The organism is Mucilaginibacter sp. P2_A5, assembly GCF_056404995.1.
In genome coordinates, this window is the sequence record NZ_JBFUCY010000035.1 from 25758 (window position 1) to 45940 (window position 20183).

Sequence of the window (20183 nt, forward strand, 5' to 3'; positions counted from 1 at the left end):
CCCTTATGAAAACATTCAAACCCTATATCATACTTTTATTGGCTTTACCGCTCATTTGCTCGTGTACCAAAGTTATCGATCTTAACCTGGGCAACAATACCGGCAAACTGGTTATTGAAGGCAACATTACCAACGCAACCGGGCCGCAAACCATACAGCTTAGTCAGAATGTACCTGTTTCCAATATCAACACCTATCCCCCGGTTACCGGCGCCACCGTTACTGTAACCGACCAAACCGGCAAAAGCTATCCGTTTGCAGAAAGTACGCCAGGCACTTATACTACCGGTACGCTTACCGGCATACCTGGCAACAGCTACACGATGACGGTAACAAGCAATTCAAAAACCTATAAAGCCACTTCGCCGATGCCTACACCAATTACGTTAGATTCACTAACATCAAAAAACGATGAATTTAACAGCAGCAAGCATAAAAAGAATATTACCGTTCATTACCAGGACCCGGCAGGTACAGTAAACCAGTACCGCTTTGTAATGTTTGTAAACAACGTTCAGGTTAAAACCATTTACGCCTTCAATGATGATTTTAACGACGGACGCACCGTGAGTATCGATTTGCGGACAGATAACAACAGCGACCCTGATTTTGGCATCTACGCCGGCGATACCGTAACCGTCGAAATGCAGTGCATCGATAAACCTGTTTATACCTACTGGTTTACCCTGATGCAGCAAGGCGATAACGGCCCCGGCGGCGGTGTTACCCCGGCCGACCCGCCAAGCAACATCACGCCAACAGTTTTGGGCTATTTTAGCGCGCATACCACCCAAAGCAAAACCATTGTGGTTAAATAATCAAGCTCACAGGTAAGTCTCCCCTACCGGGGGAGATTTAGAGGGGGCTTAAGTACGTAATACTCAAAAAAGCGTATATCTTTGCGCACAAAATTTTATAATTATATTTTCATGGCAAAGGCATCTGAAATTAAAGTAGGAAACATTTTACGCTACAACGGCGAATTGGTAACAGTTACCGAAGTACTGCATCGTACACCCGGTAAAGGCGGAGCTTTCTACTTAGATAAATTTCGCAACATAAAAACCGGAAAAATTGTGGAGGCCCGTTTAGCAACCGACGAACAGGTTGAAATTTGCCGTGTGGAAACCAATGATTACCAATACCTTTATGAGGAAGGCGATTACATGGTGATCATGGATAATACCACCTATGATCAGCTAAGTATCCCAAAATCGTTATTTGGCCCATCGGCAAGATTTTTAAAGGAAGGGATGAATGTGATCGTTTCCATCGAGAGTGAAGAACCTATTATGGCCCAGGCGCCCAACTTTGTTGAGCTGGAAATTACCTACTCTGAGCCGGCCGTTAAAGGCGATACATCATCGGGTGCATTAAAAGCGGCAACTACTGAAAATGGTGTTGAAATAAAAGTACCATTGTTCATCAACCAGGGCGATAAAGTAAAAGTAGATACCCGCACCGGCGAATATATCGAGCGCGTAAAATAATAAATGAACTGTACAGGTGTTCGCTTTTGGGCGAGCCTGGTTGGGTGTTCGGGGAGGATAAAATCAACTACAAATCTCTTTCCCGGACACCCTTTTTTTTTATTCCCCCATGCAGGAATGATGGTAAAAAACATCAAAATACTGCAAAAAACAAGCAAAAAAGATCAATTTTAGCTTAGTTTTTTGCAAAAAATTTCAAAAAATTTACATTTTTTTCAAAGCATTTTCTACAGCGCACAATCATACCAAAAAAAGCTATGGGCGTTTCCCCAACCGGTAGAAGTTGGGGCCAGGCCTTACATTCATACGCGCACAAGGCCTTAGGCGCGGCCGACGCTCAGGCCCTCTCCCCGGCCGGTATCTATTTCAGTCCTTAACGCGAAAACGGTTACAAAACAACATTGTGGCAAATTACAGGAGAAGCTAAAAATTGGTCTCCGTCCCCTCAGGGTCTCTTTGAAAAAGGACCCAGAGGTACCCTATCATCTCGCATCAACGCGGTTTCGGGATTACGACCGGCCTTATACAACCGCTGGGTCCTCTACCGCCGCGGGGACGGAATGCCACCCTCCTATTGGTGGACAAAACACGAGACTGCCGTTTCCCTTCTGCTCGGGTTTCCAGGTACGGTACCCTTGGGCTCCCAAATGTTTGTATATTTACGTATGGCCGTCAGAACTAAACACAAACAGGAGCACGACAACCGGTGTATCCTCTTATGAAAAAGGTAAGCTTAATGAGGGTAGTCGGGGTAATTAGCTTCATTTTATTCATTTTTTTATTACAAAATTGCAAAGCTCAGGACGTGCGGCCCGACAGTAGTATTACCTTTTTGGATATTAAATTTGGGGAATATTTTAAAAATGACAAAGTAGATTTAACTATAAATGACTCGCTCATTTTAAAAAAAGCAATTTTAAAAAACAATAATTCATATGGCTTAACAAATGTTTGGATAACTGTAATACAGAAAAAAGAAAAGTATTTTATTTCCACTTCCCAGTCTAAAACAGTAAGTCCCATTAGCCTGAACCCGGATAAAGTCGAAATACATTTGCGTTATCATAGAAAGCAAAAAAAGTTTGAGATTAAAATAATGAATGGCAAATACCTGGTTTTTGACACAGACCGGAACGGCCAAATAACCTGTACCCAAAGTATTCGCAAGCCTTTGTTTGATTAAGGCATGTGGCCCCCTTCCGTCCCCTCGGGGTCTCTTTGAAAAAGGACCCTGAGGTTCCCGATCACCTCGCATCAACGCGGCTTTGGGATTACAACCGGAAATTCACTCACACCGTCCCCTCGGGGTCTCTTTGAAAAAGGACCCTGAGGTTCCCGATCACCTCGCATCAACGCGGCTTTGGGATTACGACCGGTATTGTACGACCGCGGGGTCCTCTACCGAGAGACCCCGCGGGGACGAGGGATGGAGACTCACACCGTCCCCTCGGGGTCTCTTTGAAAAAGGACCCTGAGGTTCCCAAATGTTTGTATATTTACGTATGGCCGTCAGAACTAAACACGAACAGGAACACGATACCTGGTTTATTTCATTTACCTGCTTCAACTGGATCCCCTGTTTGAAATCACACAATCCTATGATATAGTATACAAATGGCTTAAACTCATTGCCGACAAATACAATATAAAAACCCACGCCTTTGTGATAATGCCCAACCATGTGCATATCATCGTGCGAACACCGGATACAGGTATTGACCTTAATAAGGTTATGAGCAACGGCAAACGCTTTATGGCTTATGAACTCGTAGCAAGATTAACATCAGCAAATAACATCATTATCCTCAATCAACTTTCCTCCGGTTGTACCAACCGCGACAAAGCCAAAGGACAATTGCACAAAGCATTTGAGCCTTCGTTTGATGCAAAGCCGATTTTCACTACGGCCTTTTTGTATCAAAAAATAGATTACATCCACCACAACCCTGTGAGCGGCAAGTGGAATTTATGTGCCGACTTTACCGACTACCCGCACAGTAGCGCTGCATTCTACCACTTTGAGAAACCGCATGATTTTGTGGAGATAACCGATTACCGCGACTTTTGGATAGATACTGACTGCGTGAAACCCATCAACTTTTAATCCGATTTCCGTCCCCTCGGGGTCTCTTTGAAAAAGGACCCTGAGGTATCCAATCATCTCGCAACAACGCGGTTTTGGGATCACGACCGGCTTTGTACAACCGCTGGGTCCTCTACCGAGAGACCCCGCGGGGACGAGAAAAGCCTCGGGCACCATTTCGATGCCTGTAGTATCGGATGATGGGAAAGTTGGCAGCAAGCGGGTTGTTTATAAATTTAACGGAAAGTGGTTTGCGAGGGTTTAGGGGTGGCGTCCCCCTTAGCACAAGTGTTTGATTACCAATATCGAATATCCGTCATTGCGAGTGCCCACCAGCCGAGCTGGAAAAACAGTAATAACCTGGCGGCAAATGGGGTTGTAGTCTCCCGCGGGATATTCAAAATTTGCAAGGCCGATTTGCGTTCGTGATTTGCAAGTGTGATTTGCATGGGAGAGACGCAATTATGCGTCTATACATTAAAAAAACTACCTGATAATCAATACCTTACAACTGTATCATCATAAGGCACGACGCAATCCCCTACATGTTAAGTCCCACATAGTTGGGGATTGCTTCGTGCCTCGCAATGACGGTAGTTTAGTACGTTGATTTAACTATATTAAGTCGCGAGTCTTCTCCCTTTTTTTTAGATTTATCTGATGGACAACCGACATAGTTTTTTGTCTTGATACTTGATACTAAATACTTGATACTAAATACTTACTACTCAAAAACAATCACTACAGGATACGGGCCACTTCAAAGTGCATTCCGTCCGGTTTGGTAAAATGTCCTCCCCAATAAAAACCGTTGGCGTTGGCTATGGTCACCAGTTCCCGCACACATCCTTTTTGGCCTACCAATGCAGGTTGCGAACCGAAGGCGTTCCATTTTGCGTTGATATCAAATGCCGACCCAAAGGCATGGTTACTTAAAGTTTTAGTGCTGCCCCTCACAAACCTTGGATTGTATGATCCGTCCCAAATAAGGATCAGGTGGAGCAAACCTGCTGCCTCCCAATCGGCCCAGAGTTTAATGAGCTGGCTGGCCCCCAGTTTATGAAACTGAATATGTGTATCGCCGCTAATGTTTCTTAATTGCGGTACCGGTACCATAATAATATTATCCTTTGCCCAGTTATCAGTTACCCTGATGTGTTCTTTATCGCCCGGCCGCGGATCGGCCACAAATTTAAATTCGCCAAAAATAGCCTGGCGCTGGGCGTTGCTTACTAATGGACTAAAATCGGGCTTTGGCGGCCAGTCGGCGCCTTCTTTGCCTGTGCGGTCGTCGTGTACGCCGTTAAAACCAATTTGCATGGCGGCGCCATAGGTTTTATTGCCAACTACGCCGTCGGGCTGCAGGCCCGCGTTTTTTTGAAACTCGATGGTGGCAGCTAAAGTTAAAGGGCCGAAATCTCCGTCAGAAGGTTCATCTAATAAATCCTGTCCGATTAAAAAGTCCTGCCAGTTTTCTACAGCCTGGCCTTTGCTGTTCAGTTTGATAAGAGGTAATGCGGGCATGTTAATTCGCTTTAAGGTTATGATGATATTTTTAATAAATATCGATAACGCATTTGCTTATAATGCCCGTTAAAATACGGTATTTACGCAGGTAGTTTTACGTATTTAAGAAGAACCACCGGACAAAGAATTAACTTGGTTGCGGACTAACACCATTTTTAAACAAGATCAAAGAATCTCAAACCTAACCTCAGTTAACTTTTGTCAAAGTAATAGTTCCTGATCCGATAGGGGTAGGTGAATTTTTCCATATACCGTGTAATTTGGTAGTTTTATCCCAAACGGCAACGGCAGTTTCGGTTACCCCGATATTGGATGCAATTCCATAAACACAGGTAAAGGTACAGGTAAGGGTGTCGGCTTTTAACGTCCAGGTACCGGGGGCCAAATGCTGCTGCGCATCGCCCTTGGTGTCGGCAATCATGGTGCCGTCCGGCTTAATAATCAAACTGAAATACTGCTCGCCAAGGTCGGGATGCGTATCAGTGGTATAAGTGCCAATCCACAGTCCCTTGATAGACGATGGACCTGGCGTTACATCGGCAAGGACGTCTTTTTTACAACTTATTTGAAATAAGATGATCGACAGCGAGAAAACCGTTAAGGCAACCGCGCTCATTAAAATTTTTTTCATGATACTTTTTTTATGATAGTTCAGGCAGTAGGTTTAAGCTCTGTTTAAAGCTAACAGAAATCAGGTTAAAAAGCAAATTCCTAACGGCTATGCCTAAAGTTTATAACTATTTTTTTGCCGCTGCTTGCCATGGCTACAAAACTCCCGGATGTTTAATTGCATCGGGGAGTTTTTGTATACCCGCAGCCCGCGTAAAGGATTGACGTGGATACCGGCCAATGTGGATAAGGCCTGTGCAGTATGAACAAAAAGCCTGGCGCCGCTTCTATCGGCGGCGTACGCCATGATTTAAGTTAAAAGTCAAAATTCAAAAGTCAAAAAAAATGTCTGTTAACGCGGGTAAGGGATTTGGTAACGATGGGCATTTTCCTGTGCCGGTGCTATTTAACGAGCGCTGGTACCTGGTTTACTGTCGATTCCCTGGCTATTAGCCTGGTTTTTAAAACTACACGCTCAAAACCGGCCGGGATGTTTGATTGCAGGCGGTTCAGCATTATTTGGGTTACCTGCTCGCCTATTTGTTTTACAGGCTGGGCAACGGCGGAAATGGAGGGGCTGAATAATTCGAAATTGGTGTTATCATCAAAAACAATAATGCCTATATCTTTGGCAACCCGCAGCCCAAGTTGCCTGATGGCTTCTATGCCGCTCAGGGCAAGATAGTTGGTCGAAAAAAATATGGCATCGATAGTTTTTTGGCCTGCTAAAAACTTCCTGATCACCTCGACACATTTTGCCTTTTCCAGGTCGTAGGGAATTTGTTTAATCTTTTTAGCCAGTCCCGCATCATCTATCGCCTTTAAATAGCCGTTGGTACGCTCTTCCATCTGGTTTTGCCTTGATAACAGGGTAACCATGGCAATATTTTTAAACTGCCGGGCCACCAGGTGCTCTACAGCCTGCAAAGCGCCGCTGAAGTTATCAATCAGCACCTTATCGCAGTTAAGGCCGGGCAGGTCGCGGTCAAATACAACAACGGGAAAGCCGTCGGTTATCAGTTCCTGGATATGATTTTCTATCCCGGGCGGCGGCGCAATAATATAGCCATCTACATTATGGTTGCGGAAAGCCTGCAACAGGTCGATGGCCTGTACGGTGTCATTTTCGGTACTGCCATAAATAACCCGGTAACCCGATGAGAGGGCCGACCGCTCAACAATGCGGGCGATTGAAGAGAAAAACGGGTCAGAAATATCCTCAACAAGCATCCCGATTGTTTTGCTTTTGCCGGTACTAAGCCCCACGGCAATCCGGCTTGGCTGGTAACCTACCTTTTCAACATATTTTAATATTTTATTCTCCAGCTTAATACTAATGCCATGCTGCCGGGCTTTACCGTTCAAAACAAATGAAATAGTGGACTTCGACACCTGTAATTGTTCGGCAATATCTTTTATAACTAATTTTTTCATCAGGTTTAACAGCAGGTTACAATGGTTAATCAGTTTAAAAGTTAAACTACCTGATGCAATGACAACCAACCACGGTTTTTATACTCAATAATTCTGAGGTTCGAGGGTTGGGGTTCGAGGTTCGGGGGGCCGAGTATCGAGGGCAGAAGTGGGCTCGAGCCGGAAATCTGAAGTCAAAGACAAAAAAAGGCTTGATACTTAGACCGTCAGTTCTCCAGCTCACCCCCACAATCCCACTCACAACTCACCACTCATTACTACTCACTACTCACCACTCACTACTAACCACTCACGGCACAATAGACCATTGCTGATTAAGGCTGCTGTTGCTGCCCCAAAATTGCATAATGGAGCCATTGGCGGTACCACCGCCGGTATCAAGGCATTTACCGTTGGTACGGTTTACTACTTTGTAATATGAGCCCACCGGCACAATTACCCACTGCTGGTTTGGCGATGTTCCGCTTGACCATTGGGTAACATTGGAGCCATCGGCAGTATTGGCATTGCTATCCAAACATTTACTACTGGATATGCAGGTTAACTTGTAATACCCGCCGCTATAGGATAGCGCCCATTTTTGATTGCCGGAAGTACTGCTGGCCCATTGCCCTACATTTGCGGCGTTGGTGGTGGCGCCCAGGTTATCCAGGTATTTGCCGCTTGCCCGGTTCAGGAGGTGATAGGTACCATTGGCGATAGGCTGTGTAGGTGTTGTAAACGTGAGGGTGCCAAAGCCCAGCTGATCGTACCCACCGCTTGTGCTGCCATAGTCACCACCACCGCCTTCGGGCCTCATGTTGCCGGCATACTGGGCGCTATAGGTGGCAGTAACCCCGGTCACGTTAGCAAAATGGTTATAGATCAACTCCCACGACGGACGGATATTGCCCCTACCCGACTCTGAAATTACCGTTTGCGAATTTGCCGCGCAGGTAGTGCCGCTGCCCCAGTTGTAAGTTGTAAACGGTACAGTATTGCCCAGGTTATAGCTGGCTGTATACTCGCTTACGGCCAGTGCTTTGTTGCTTTCGTAACCAAACAGGTCGTCGCCCTGGTTAAAGGCCATTTGGCAAAACGGGCCAAGCAGGGCAATATCAAGGCACTGGTGGCCCTGGTCGCGGCCGCTTTCCTGGCCCTGGCCAAGGCCGCCTGTGTATAAGAAAGGTACGGCATGATCGATAGCGCCGTTGCCCGCGCCGGTTTTAAAATAAGTAACGGCCTCGTTGTACTTGGCGGCATCGTCGCACAGGATGCCGATAGACAGGATGGAAGCCATGCTGCAAAGGTCCCAGTTTGCCCAGTAATTGGTAATACAGGCACCGTTATGCCTTACCAGGAAATCGTGGTTCATGGGATAAAATACAGTGAGCATCATGGTTTGAAACCTGGCAAAGTCGGCCGGCGCCCAACCGCTGTATGAGCGCATAATTTCGGCGGCATTGGCAAACTCATAACCATAAATACCGGCGGCCAGCCACCTGTCGGCACTGCCCGATACCGCTTTAAGCGTGGCCGACCAGGCGTTCATAATAGCCACGGCATTATTGCCGCAGGCCACATCGCCATTAATTTTCCAACGCAGGGCGTTTTGATACGCTGCCGCCACATCGTTGTATAGTTTAGAATAATTTTCGGGCGAGCCGGAACCCCTGTATACGGTATCTACCGGTCCTTTCATCACATAAGTTGATGAGGAGTGGGAGTTTGCGGTAAGCTTGTTCCAGCCCGAAAGCCAGGGTTCGGTACCTGCCGATACCATGGTTTGCATGCGGATAAAATCGGCCTCGGTGTGCAGCAGGCCCGGATGAACAAAAGGGCTGATGGCGGCAACCTTTAATTTTGACGATTTTCCCGTTTTAACACTGTCTGCAATAGTTGCGGCCGGGCTTGCTGATTTCCTGCAGCTCCAGAAAGGAAGCAGGCAAAAAAAACAAAACAGTAATAGCAATTTTGATTTCATAATAAATGATTAAGTATTATTGGTTTAATTAATTGCATGTAAGCATCAGCCGCGATAGCACAGCAGTAACCGTGAGGTTGTATCACAATTAAAGGCTTCCCCAAACAGGGCAGCATTGGGTTTATAATGGCAGATGGTTAGTAACTGAGTACAAATCTCTGTTATATAAACTTCTGCGGAAGGGGGATGATTAACCAAAAAGAGGTTACAGATTAATCAATAGTTAAGTTTGGGAGAAAAAAAACGTAGTGCTGCGGATAAATGATTTCCGGCGGAAATGAAAAAGCAAAAGAATAAGCGCTCTCCTCTCCTTTCAGACACTGGCAGATATTGTATCTACAGACCGCGTTTAAACCGCCACACGGCATGACTGCACCCGTTTCCGTTCCCTCAGGGTCTCTCGGTAGAGGACCCTGAGGTACCCGATCATCTCGCATCAACGTGGCTTCGGGATTATGACCGGCTTTGTAACCGCTGGGTCCTTTTTCAAAGAGACCCCGCGGGGACGGGAAAATAAAGAAGTTATCTTAGTGTCCCTAACGGGGATATTTGAAGAATCAAGGTGCATAGCATCACATCGTCCCCTCAGGGTCTCTCGGTAGAGGACCATGAGGTACCCGATCATCTCGCATCAACGTGGCTTCGGAATTATGACCGGCTTTGTAACCGCTGGGTCCTTTTTCAAAGAGACCCCGCGGGGACGGGAAAATAAAGAAGTTATCTTAGTGTCTCTAACGGGTATATTTGAAGGATCAAGGTGCATAGCATCACACCGTTCCCTCGGGGTCTCTCGGTAGAGGACCCTGAGGTACCCGATCATCTCGCATCAACGCGGCTTCGGGATTATGACCGGTTTTGTAACCGCTGGGTCCTTTTTCAAAGAGACCCCGCAGGGACAGAACCGGCTTTGTAACCGCTGGGTCCTTTTTCAAAGAGACCCCGCGGGACGGGACGGGGATATTTGAAAAGTCAAGGTGCATAGCATCACACCGTCCCCTCAGGGTCTCTCGGTAGAGGACCCTGAGGTACCCGATCATCTCGCATCAACGTGGCTTCGGGATTATGACCGGTTTTGTAACCGCTGGGTCCTTTTTCAAAGAGACCCCGCGGGGACAGAAGGTACCCGATCATCTCGCATCAACGTGGCTTCGGGATTATGACCGGCTTTGTAACCGCTGGGTCCTTTTTCAAAGAGACCCTGCGGGGACGCTCTGAATACACCTATGATTTCCGGCGGAAATGAAAAAGCAAAAGAATAAGCGTTCTCCTCTCCTTCAGACACTGGCAGATATTATATCTAAAGACCGCGTTTAAACCGCCACACGGCAGGATTGTACCCGTTTATCATACACCAGGTTATTGCGCAATTGCTGCATAGCCCGATGTATGTGGTTTACTACCGATTGGTAATTTATACCGGTTACTTCGGCTATCTGTTCGTAGGTCCATCCGTCAAAATATTTCAAAAAAACCATTTCTTTTTGCCTTTTGGGCAATGCATTAAGGGCAACGGTGAGCAGCCTGTTAAATTCCAGGTCATTTTCGCTGTTCACCCAAATTTCTTCCTGCGAAAAAGCAAGGTCAATTTCGCGTTGGTCGTCGGTTATTGGTAAATGATTTTTTTGGCGCTTAAAATAATTGAGCGCAAGGGACCGTGCCGCCTTAAAAAAGTACACCTTCACATTATGTATGGGGCCAAGCCTTTCCTTACGTTCCCACATTTTTATAAACAGTTCCTGAAGGAGGTCTTCTGATACAATTTCGTCGCGGGTAATTTTCAGCAGGTAATGATAAAGCAGCGGGTACAGCTCATGGTGAATAGCCCCGAATTCACTGACATCGCCCTGCCGGGTTTTTTCCCAACGTATAGCTAACTGGTCATTCTTGTTCATAAAAAATGCTTGGTTATAATTGATATTAGTTACCACCACTCCCGAAAAACGGCTGAAAAAATTCAGGCTGAAAAAAATCGGCCCGGGCCATTTTCGGTTGCCGGATAATTGGTTTACAGCAGCTAATATGGGTGGATTTTGGGCGACAGAAAGGCTATAAAACAACCAACTAACAGACGTAAACCAGCCAAAAAGGCCTTAAAAACCGGTTTAGTAGCGTTTTTTGGATATACAGGGGCAATTCAGCCCTAACTTAGCGCACAAGGCACTCAGCAAGCTTGTTATGATGGCTGGCGAAGTATCAAACTATTGGGGAAACGGGTATGGAGGGACTGGGAATACGGGCAGCAGATTGTGTATGAAATCAGGAGCAGCTCAAGGCTTTCCTTTAGGAGCAGGCGGATCCTTTTTTTGTTTAAGCAAGGGTAAAATTGATTCCCAGTGCCGCTTAATCCGGAGCTGGTTAACCTCGGGTTTCCTGATGTGGAAAGCTGGTTCAAATTCGTCCGGTTTCTTTTTCTCCATCTTAAAATCTGTTTAGGGACCGGAAAGGCTTATCCGGCAATTGGTTTAACCCTTATCATTCTTTTGTATCTATTCATCACGTTATGCTGTTGAATAAATGGCATTATATGTAAAATTAATCAACCGGTTTTATATAATCACCGTAAATCTGCATTAGTTGTCATTAAAAGGTTGCGGGGGCATGGCCCCCGCAACTCAGTTACCAACCCGGATTTTGGGTTAGTTTTGGGTTTAACGTTAGTTGTTGGGATGGAAGGGGGTATAAATAATTTTTTTCGGCAAATAACCTGGCAGTTTGATCGATGATCAGGTTGCCATTGGCATCTTTGGCGTTCGTTGGCACAGGCTTTACAGCATCCGGGCCTAATTCGGCCTGGGTACCGGTATATTTATATGATACCGGCCATGGGCTTACAAAACCGGCAGCATTGTCATAAGCGGTACCGCCTATATTAGTTACCAGGTCTGTTGTACCGCTGTGCCAGCGTTTGATGTCGTCAAATCTAAAATCTTCGTCATAAAGTTCTATCGTACGCTCTCTTCTTATCTCGGTGCGCATATCCAGGTTGTTGGTACTCACCAGTGCGTTGGTAAGCCCCGGCATGCCATTGGTAGCGTTGCAGCGCAGGCGGACAAGGTTTACAGATTTATTAAGGTCACCATCCGAAATTATTCCGTTTCTTTCATATACCGCTTCGGCATAATTAAGAAGCACTTCGGCGTAGCGGATTACCGGGTAGTCTTCCGATTCCTTGCCATCAACCATTTGCCTTTCGGATATCCATTTTTGGTTACCATAGCCGTAAGGTTTTGCCGGCCCCAGGGAATTTGCCCTGTCTGCGGCGTCTCCGGTCCAGTTAACACGGCCATTTATGCTGTACCAGTAATACTGGTAGGTAATTTTAATGCTGTATTTTAACCGGTTATCCCGATTCTGGAATTCCGACAAATAGGTTTGAAAGCCGCCAAACTGCGGCGATTTTTCAACCGGCAGCCCATCAGTGCATAAAAACATATTTACAAATTTTTGCCCCACACCGGTTGCCATGGTGCTCCGGCTCACAAATGCATTAATCGGCTTCAATACGTCATCGTACCGGGTAGAAAGGATGTATTCATGATTGGCAGTTTTGGTGATACCCGCCGGATTTGATTTGATGTTTTCAAGTATGAATAAATATTTCAGGCAGGAGTCGCCCAGTAAGGTACTGTTGCCGCCCAGCGCGTTTGAAGCCACTGTGCCAAACAATGCATACTGGTTACTGGCCATAACGGCAGCGCTTGCCGCTATAGATTTATCGAGCAAGGCATTATACCGCGCCGCATCGCCCGACCTGAATTTTTGCCATGTACCTTCGTAAAGCGCAACACGGCCTAAAAACGCCTGCGCAGCCATCTGGGTTACACGGCCAAAATCTGCCGAGCTGGCGGCCAGCGAAACTGGCAGGGCCGGTATGGCTTCCTGCAGGTCGGTTATAATAAAATCGGCTATTTCGCCGCGGGTGGCCCTGGTGCCAAACAACTCGGGAGAAGTAAGATCAAGGGGTTTGGTAATTAAGGGAACACCACCATATTGCTGCAAAAGATCAAAATAGGTATAGGCGCGGAAGAATTTTGCTTCGGCCACATATTGGGCTATTTCAGCCGGCCTTGGGTAAGATGCGGCCTTATCCAGCAGGTAATTGGCAGCCCTGATCCTGCCATAATCAACATTCCAGTTTCCGGCGTTACCAAAGCCCGGCTCGGTAACGGGTACTATGTTGGTACCCGAGCCGTAAGCGCCGCCGCCCCCAAACAGGTCTGAACGCCCGTCGGAATGTGGGTTGTCAGACAAGCCGTTAACGGTACTGAAGTTTTTAAGATAGCCGTAATACTGGTTGGCAAAAGTTTTATAATCTGTAGGAGTTTTGAAGTAGGCCGCATCTGATAATTGGTCAAGCGGCTTTAAATTCAGTGTTTTATTACATGACATTACAGTAAAGCCAAAGGCGAACCCTATAACCGACATGAACTTGATATATTTCGTCTTCATTTGATATCTTTTTTTAAATTAAAAAGTCACGTTTGCGCCAAGGGTGATGTAACGGTAAAAGGGGTACCTTTCGTTACCGGATACTGTCCGGGTAACTTCAGGGTCCCAGCCGTCATGTATATAGGTTTTCTCCCACAGGTCGCTGCCCGAAAAGTAAATCCGCAGGCCTTTTATGGCATGGGTATGGGCAAGCAGGCTTTTAGGTATGGTATAGCCAAGCACCACGTTTTTAAGCCGTACATAAGCGCCGTTTTGCACACGCCAGGTTGATGGCTGATAATTATAGTTGTTGATACCATTGTTTTGCGCCGAATGCAGGTTTGGATAATAAGCATCCGGGTTTTCTGGCGACCATACATTGCCCAGGTATGAAGTTGTCTGGCCCTGGAAAATGGACAGGAAAGGCACGCTGAAGTTAGCTGATGACCCGGTGCGGAGCACGGCCCGCTTACCAACTCCCTGGAAAATGGAGTAAAAATCAAAACCGTTCCACTGCAAACCAAGGTTAAACCCGAAACTGTACCTCGGGTTATCCGATCCAAGGTAAACAAGGTCGCCCTTATCGGCTGCGGTGCCGCCTATACTCAATTTACCATCGCCATTAACATCCACAAACTTATTATCGCCGGGGCGTAGGCCGCTCACCTGGCCGGCAGGGTTGGCAAGTGCCGACGGTATGGGAAGACCTACGTTATTAGTGCTTCCGGTAGGCGCGTATTGGGCGTTATAAGCATCAACTTCTGCCTGGGTTTGGAGTTTGCCACCATATTTTAGGCCGAAATACGATCCCAGGGGATACCCTTCCACAACATTATTATACCCTGGCCCAATAACATTTGCCCCGCCATAATGAACAACCTTATTTCGGTTATCGGTAATTGTACCGCTAACCGAGTAGGTTAGTTTGCCAATGTTTGACCGCCAGGTAAGACTGCCCTCATAACCCCAGGTATGTAACGTTCCGATGTTTTGTTTTGGCGCGTTAGCACCAAGTACGCCCGGATACAGCTGGTTAAGCAGCATGTTATTGTTTTCATTTCTGTAAATGTCAAAAGAGCCCGAAAGGTGGTCGTTTAAAATGCCAAAATCCAATGCCAGGTTCTTTTTAATTACCGTTTCCCAGGTCCTGTTGAGGGAAACCAGGTCTCCGGTAGTAGTTACAGAGGTCGCCAGATTTGAGCCAAGTAACGCGCCGCCGGTATTCACGTTAAGCGATTGCAGGTAATCATAATTCCCAATCACGCTCTGGGCACCAGTGGTTCCATAACTTGCCCGCAGTTTAAGGCTTGAGAATATGTTAAGGTTTTTGACAAATGATTCTTCGGATATCAGCCATGAGGCTAGTACCGACCCAAATAATTTCCACCTTTTGTAGTCAATAAATTTTGATGAGCCATCGTACCGGCCCTGCACCTCCAGGTTATATTTGCTATTGTAGGTATAAGTTGCCCGACCGTAGTAAGAGCCCAGTGCAAGATGGTTCTGGATTTCGCCATTGGTTACAAAACCCGCGGTGCCACTGGTAACGCCCGTTCCTAACGACGGGATGTCGTCACTGCCCAGGTTATAGGTACGCGTGGTAAAATAATTGTACTCATCGCGTTCATACGAACTTCCGAGCATTAGCCCAACCGCATGAACCTTGTTAAACACGTTATCGTACGATACCCGACCTGCCAGGTTATAAAACGGTTCGGTAATATTACTACGGTTATAAAAGGTATTGCTTCCGCCGCTTCCGCCTGCTATAGGGTTTGTTTGTATTAACAGGTTACCGGCATAGTTATAAAACTGAACCTGCTTTTGCTGTATCCTGCTGTCCTGGTACCACACATGATAACCGGTTACAGCTGTAAATGTAAGGTGTTTGGCAAAATTGTAGGTAAACGTTGAATTTAACAGGGCCCTGCTGTTCGATTCTTTATTATCACCGCCATATTTAAGCAGTGCCGGGGCACTGTAAACGGTTCCCCAGGCGTAGGGTTGTCCTTTTGAAGTAAAAGCGGGCAAGCCAGGCTGGCCGTAATTGCTTAGCGCACTATAACCGCCGTAGCTATATAGCGTAGGCTGCTGTATATTATTCCTTTCAAGGGATATATTGGTTTCCAGGTTTACCCTATCGCTAAACTTATAGCTATGATTTAAACGGAGGTTATAACGCTGGTTTCCGTTAAGACCCCATTTTAACTGGCTTCCATCGTTAAGGTAGCCTAACGATACCCTGTAGCCGCCACGATCGCCCGAGCCCGAAAAGCTTAGGTCCTGCTGGGTTGATGTGGCATTTCCCCATAACATTTTTTGCATGTTGGTATCAAAAAAGGTAAAGTCCTTAACATCGCCAAATGATGGCAGCGGTGTACCGTTATATAAAACGCCATTGGCCGAACCGGCATAACCTGGTAATTTGGTGATATCGATATAAAGGGAATCAGGTGGATGGGTGGCCAGGTCGGCCAGTTGGTACCAAAGATAGTTGGTAGGGGCCACGCCATAGTTATCGTTGGTTAATGCCTCTTTTAAACTTTGGCCCCATTGCCGGTTATTGATCAGGATAGGCTGAAGGCCAAGCCGCTTTTGCGATATAGTGGAAAGATATTGTACATCCATTTTACCTGATTTGGCTTTTTTGGTGGTGATAAGCACTACACCAAAGGCCGCGCGTGCTCCGTAAATAGATGCAGCTGCATCTTTCAGGAAAGATATATTGTCAATATCATTCGGATTGATGGAGTTCAGTTCGGCATTGTTAACCAGCGCTACACCATCCAGCACAATAAGCGGATCCTGATTGTTGACAGATGTGGCCCCGCGGATCTGGAAGTTCCAGTTTTCGCGGCCGGGCTGGGCAGATGTGCGGGTAACCACAACGCCGGGAACCTGCCCCTGTAATGATTCAAGCGGGTTATTGATCGGCCCCCTGTCCTGGAAAGCCTTCGCGGATACGGTGGCAACAGCGCCGGAAACGGTAGCACGTTTTTGCTGACCATAGGCTACCACAACCACCTCTTCCAGGCCTTTGTTTGATGGCTCCAGTTTGATCACCATTGGCTTATCAAAATCGGCCGCCACGGTAACTGATGTATAGCCAATGCTCTTGAACTGCAGTGATGCATTAGCGGGCACTATGATTTTAAAAGTACCGTTCAAATCAGCCGCTACCCCGTTTGATGTGCCTACAGCCAGTACGGTGGCGCCTATAACCGGTTCGCCGGTACTGGCGTCAATAATTTTACCGGTAACGGGTTTGTTCTGGGCCGATGCTGTTGCCCAGCAGGCAATTAACACAAGTACAGCAAACAGCCGTAGTATCCGGTGTCTTGTTTCGTAAAAAACATTCATAAAGTATTGATTTTATTGTTCATAATTTTTGATTTAATGCTGGCTTTCGGCCATTTAATTCATTGGTTTATTTTTATTGCCCGGGCTATTAATTAGTATAGTAAAGACATTGAAATACCGGTTGGATACTCATTTTATCACCAGTTTTTTTCAATTACACCATAAATTTCATTGGAGCGCCGGGGCGTTGAAATTGCGCGGGCATCAGCAGAAAAAACTACACTTAAAATCCTTTGAACCGGAACACATTGCATGGACAGGGAAGGATTGCGCGAAATTCTTAACTGGAAATGATGACGATTTAACCCCAAAGTCATGCTGAACTTGTTTCAGCACCCCACGTGCAAGGTGTACAGCATGGCGGCTACCGTACTGTGGGATCCTGATCCGTTAGCTAACGGACAGGATGACTTCCGTTTTTTTTAGTTGTAATGGATAGCCGAAGTATTGCGGAAGGCCTCTCCGCACACATCTTCGACAGGCTCAGACCGACAGATCCATAGTTGAAAAATCAGGCCTATCAGGGAGTAGCCTGCCCCTGCAGCTACATTGTTAATAACTTTCTATAAAACAATCGTTTGCGCCATTTTTGAGCAATGGATGCAACAACAACTTCCTTATTTAATTTAGTTGAAATTTAAAAAAACAACGCTATGAAAAAATTCTTCACGCTTACTGCCGTCGCAGCAGTACTTTGTTTATCAATTGCAACATCATTGCATGCTACCACCGTTGTGCCTAAAGCACATAAACCGCACAAAACGAAAGTCGCTTTTAAAAAACCTTACGCAACTTTTCCGACAGGTTATAGCTGGACCATTGGTTATGACATGAGTAATCCATGGGTATCACTCAACTGGTCGCTGGTTGACAACCCTTACCTTGGGAATGTGCCGTTTACATTTAAAGGCAATACCCAATATGTAAACCCCCATGTAAGTTCATATATTTTGTGGATTGGCCCCGCATATACCTTGCTGCCCAATCAAACTTATACAATGAACATTGCCGGGGTAAATTATTATTTCTACTTGCCCAGCAGCGGATCTGGCCAGTGCATTATTACCGGCCATAGTTAATATTGGGAATTGTTTTAGTGCAATTTTCAAGAGGTAATCGCCCCGGTAAAATGGCGTTTATAACGTGGTAGAGACGACTCACCCCGACGATCCGTTAGCTAACGGACGTTGCCCCTCTCTCCGACTGCGTCGCATAGAGGGGCAAAAGAATAAAAAATGAGCTTCAACCCTCTTTGCGGCTTCAGCCGGAGAGAGGGTGGTCGGGCGCAGCCTCGACCGGCTGAGTCTTAGCCGGCGTTCAAAGCCGATGTTCATTTGAGCCGAAACACGTCATGCTGAGTGGTAAAATTTCGCGAAATTCTAAAGGAGGAAATGACATCGGTTAATCCCCAATGTCATGCCGAACTTGTTTCGGCACCCCACATGCTAAGTGTACCTCATGCGGGCCACCTGTCCTGTGGGATCCCGAAACAAGTTCGGGATGACTTCCGTTTTTCAACATGTCATGGGTAGTGGTAAATTTCGGGAAATTCTGAAGGTAGAGTGACAAGCCGGCGAAAGACTTACGAAGTTTTTAAAACTTCGTAAGTCTGGGATTTTCAACTTGTCATGGGTAGTTACTACACGCCATAATAAAAAAGCGAGGCTACCAATAAAGGTAGCCTCGCTTTTCAAATTAAATTAATACCTGTTTTTACATCCTAACTTTTACCATGCGCTATTTTGCTTAAGCACACCGTTTGATGAAGTTATAAAAGTTTGCGGTATAGGGAAGTGGCTAAACTTAGTATAGTTAAAGTTTGTTCTTCCATAAACGTTCTTCAACAGGTTTTCGGTGTATCCTGTGCCGCTGCTTCCGTTTGCGGCAGCTACTTTATTGTAACGTACCAAATCATACCACCTGTTAAATTCAAGCGCCAGCTCAATACGCCGTTCATGCCAGATAGCTAAACGCAGGGCTGTTTTATCGGCTGTTATAATTTGAGGCAGTACCCCGGCGCCACCGTTTTCGCCGGCAAGCACCGATGCGGCAAAGGTTTTATTGCCACGGGCCCGGTACCTTATCATCTCTAAATATTTGAGTGCATCGGCGGTGTTGCCCAATTCGTTATTTGCCTCTGCAGCCATTAAAATAATATCGGCATAGCGCAGGTACATCGGGTTAACACTTTGAAAATTAAAGTTGCCGGCATTCCAATAGGCAAAAGGCCATATTACTTTTTTATTAGCGTAATCAGTATTTGACGGGAAAACCACGGGCTGGTTGTTATTGTAGCCGGGGATAATATCTGTCCGGGTAAAAAACGTGGCAGCAAAACGCGGATCACCGCTTTCGTAATTGCCGGCCAGGTTTGGCGATGGATATATGGCACCATTTGCACCCAACGAAGGCAAACCCTGGTATTGCAGGTAAGGGGCATACTGGCGGCCCGCCGGTAACGATGCGTTATAAATCAGTCCGCCCGGCATCATGTTTTCAGATGAATACAAGTGGTCGGGGCTGAATAAATTCCGGTAATCGTTATACAGGCTGTACTCGCCGCCGTTTATAACCATATCAGCGTAAGTTTTGGCATTGGCGTAGTCCTGATCGTACAGGTACACCTTGGCCAATAAACCTTGCGCTGTACCTTTGGTAACACGGCCCAGGTTGGCAGTTCCCCATTGTGAGCGGGTAGGCAAATGAGCTATGGCATATTTTAAATCGGATATCACCAGTTTAATGATATCGGCATGCGAGCTTTTTGGAATGTTATACTCCGCAGGGGTTACCGGATCATGATCACGTAAAGGTGCATCGCCAAAAACATTGGTTAAATCAAAATTGTAATATGCGCGGAAATATTTAGCCTGCGCCTCATACAACTCGGCCGAGTAACGGGCGGCAAATGTAGGTGTACGGTCGATAACCACATTGCAATAGTGAATATTTTCGTACGCCCTGCCCCAATACCTTTCAATCATATAGTTATCGGCTAAGAAACTATAGTTCTGGAATACGCTAAAATCGGCGTTGGTGCCCACTATAAAATCATCACCGCACATCTCTTTGGTTGAATACTGGTGCTGGCCTATCCTGAATTCGCGCCAGGCAATTGAGCCATACAGCCGGTTTACAGCCAAACCAAGCGTAGTTGTATCCGAAGAGAACGTAGCGCTGGAAAGCACTCCTAAAGGCTGCTTATCAAGAAAGCTTTTTTTGCACGACCATAAAACAAGCAGGTTGAGCAGCATTAATATCTTTACTATATTTTTCATAATTCAAATTC

The 20183-nt window shown here is 46.2% G+C and carries 15 protein-coding genes; 5 read left to right on the top strand and 10 right to left on the bottom strand.

All coding sequences use genetic code 11. From position 1 onward, the window contains the following. Positions 1–5: 5 nt before the first annotated feature. The 4 genes from AC1DXF_RS24480 to AC1DXF_RS24495 all read left to right on the top strand — a co-directional run bounded on the left by AC1DXF_RS24480 (position 6) and on the right by AC1DXF_RS24495 (position 3594). Positions 6–818, top strand: a complete 813-nt coding sequence (locus AC1DXF_RS24480; protein WP_477451332.1) for a DUF4249 domain-containing protein — start codon at positions 6–8, stop codon at positions 816–818. Between the two features lie 111 nt (positions 819–929). Beyond that, positions 930–1490 (top strand): elongation factor P, encoded by a 561-nt coding sequence (gene efp, locus AC1DXF_RS24485; RefSeq protein WP_090648241.1) that lies wholly within the window; start codon positions 930–932, stop codon positions 1488–1490. 832 nt (positions 1491–2322) lie between these two features. Beyond that, complete coding sequence (locus AC1DXF_RS24490; RefSeq protein WP_477451333.1) at positions 2323–2673, top strand: hypothetical protein; 351 nt, start codon at positions 2323–2325, stop codon at positions 2671–2673. A 420-nt stretch (positions 2674–3093) separates the two neighbouring features. Next, the gene (locus tag AC1DXF_RS24495; protein ID WP_477451369.1) at positions 3094–3594 is read left to right on the top strand and encodes a transposase; all 501 of its coding nucleotides are present in this window, start codon (positions 3094–3096) and stop codon (positions 3592–3594) included. 720 nt (positions 3595–4314) lie between these two features. Here AC1DXF_RS24495 and AC1DXF_RS24500 read toward each other — a convergent pair. The 9 genes from AC1DXF_RS24500 to AC1DXF_RS24540 form a co-directional block, all read right to left on the bottom strand. Further along, complete coding sequence (locus tag AC1DXF_RS24500) at positions 4315–5097, bottom strand: M15 family metallopeptidase (protein ID WP_477451334.1); 783 nt, start codon at positions 5095–5097, stop codon at positions 4315–4317. 190 nt (positions 5098–5287) lie between these two features. Continuing rightward, positions 5288–5731 carry a hypothetical protein gene (locus AC1DXF_RS24505; protein ID WP_477451335.1) on the bottom strand — a complete coding sequence of 148 codons (444 nt, stop codon included), beginning with the start codon at positions 5729–5731 and terminating at the stop codon, positions 5288–5290. A gap of 93 nt (positions 5732–5824) precedes the next feature. After that, the gene (locus tag AC1DXF_RS24510; RefSeq protein ID WP_477451336.1) at positions 5825–6016 is read right to left on the bottom strand and encodes a hypothetical protein; all 192 of its coding nucleotides are present in this window, start codon (positions 6014–6016) and stop codon (positions 5825–5827) included. A gap of 95 nt (positions 6017–6111) precedes the next feature. Further along, entirely contained in the window at positions 6112–7143 is a 1032-nt protein-coding gene (locus tag AC1DXF_RS24515; protein WP_477451337.1) for a LacI family DNA-binding transcriptional regulator, read from the bottom strand. 289 nt (positions 7144–7432) lie between these two features. Next, entirely contained in the window at positions 7433–9106 is a 1674-nt protein-coding gene (locus AC1DXF_RS24520; RefSeq protein ID WP_477451338.1) for an RICIN domain-containing protein, read from the bottom strand. A 1310-nt stretch (positions 9107–10416) separates the two neighbouring features. After that, positions 10417–10998, bottom strand: coding sequence for an RNA polymerase sigma factor (locus AC1DXF_RS24525; protein WP_477451339.1), 582 nt, complete (start codon positions 10996–10998; stop codon positions 10417–10419). A gap of 375 nt (positions 10999–11373) precedes the next feature. Continuing rightward, positions 11374–11523: a hypothetical protein gene (locus AC1DXF_RS24530; RefSeq protein WP_477451340.1), complete on the bottom strand. Its 150-nt coding sequence runs from the start codon at positions 11521–11523 to the stop codon at positions 11374–11376. A gap of 199 nt (positions 11524–11722) precedes the next feature. Then, positions 11723–13555 (bottom strand): RagB/SusD family nutrient uptake outer membrane protein, encoded by a 1833-nt coding sequence (locus AC1DXF_RS24535; protein ID WP_477451341.1) that lies wholly within the window; start codon positions 13553–13555, stop codon positions 11723–11725. 18 nt (positions 13556–13573) lie between these two features. Continuing rightward, entirely contained in the window at positions 13574–16894 is a 3321-nt protein-coding gene (locus tag AC1DXF_RS24540) for a SusC/RagA family TonB-linked outer membrane protein (protein WP_477451342.1), read from the bottom strand. Positions 16895–17547: 653 nt separating this feature from the next. Between AC1DXF_RS24540 and AC1DXF_RS24545 the strand changes: the two genes are divergently transcribed. Further along, a complete protein-coding gene (locus AC1DXF_RS24545; protein WP_477451343.1) occupies positions 17548–17973 on the top strand; it encodes a hypothetical protein in 426 nt (141 codons plus the stop codon). 648 nt (positions 17974–18621) lie between these two features. On the opposite strand, the gene AC1DXF_RS24550 is transcribed toward AC1DXF_RS24545, so the two are convergent. Further along, complete coding sequence (locus AC1DXF_RS24550; RefSeq protein WP_477451344.1) at positions 18622–20172, bottom strand: RagB/SusD family nutrient uptake outer membrane protein; 1551 nt, start codon at positions 20170–20172, stop codon at positions 18622–18624. Positions 20173–20183: the final 11 nt, after the last annotated feature.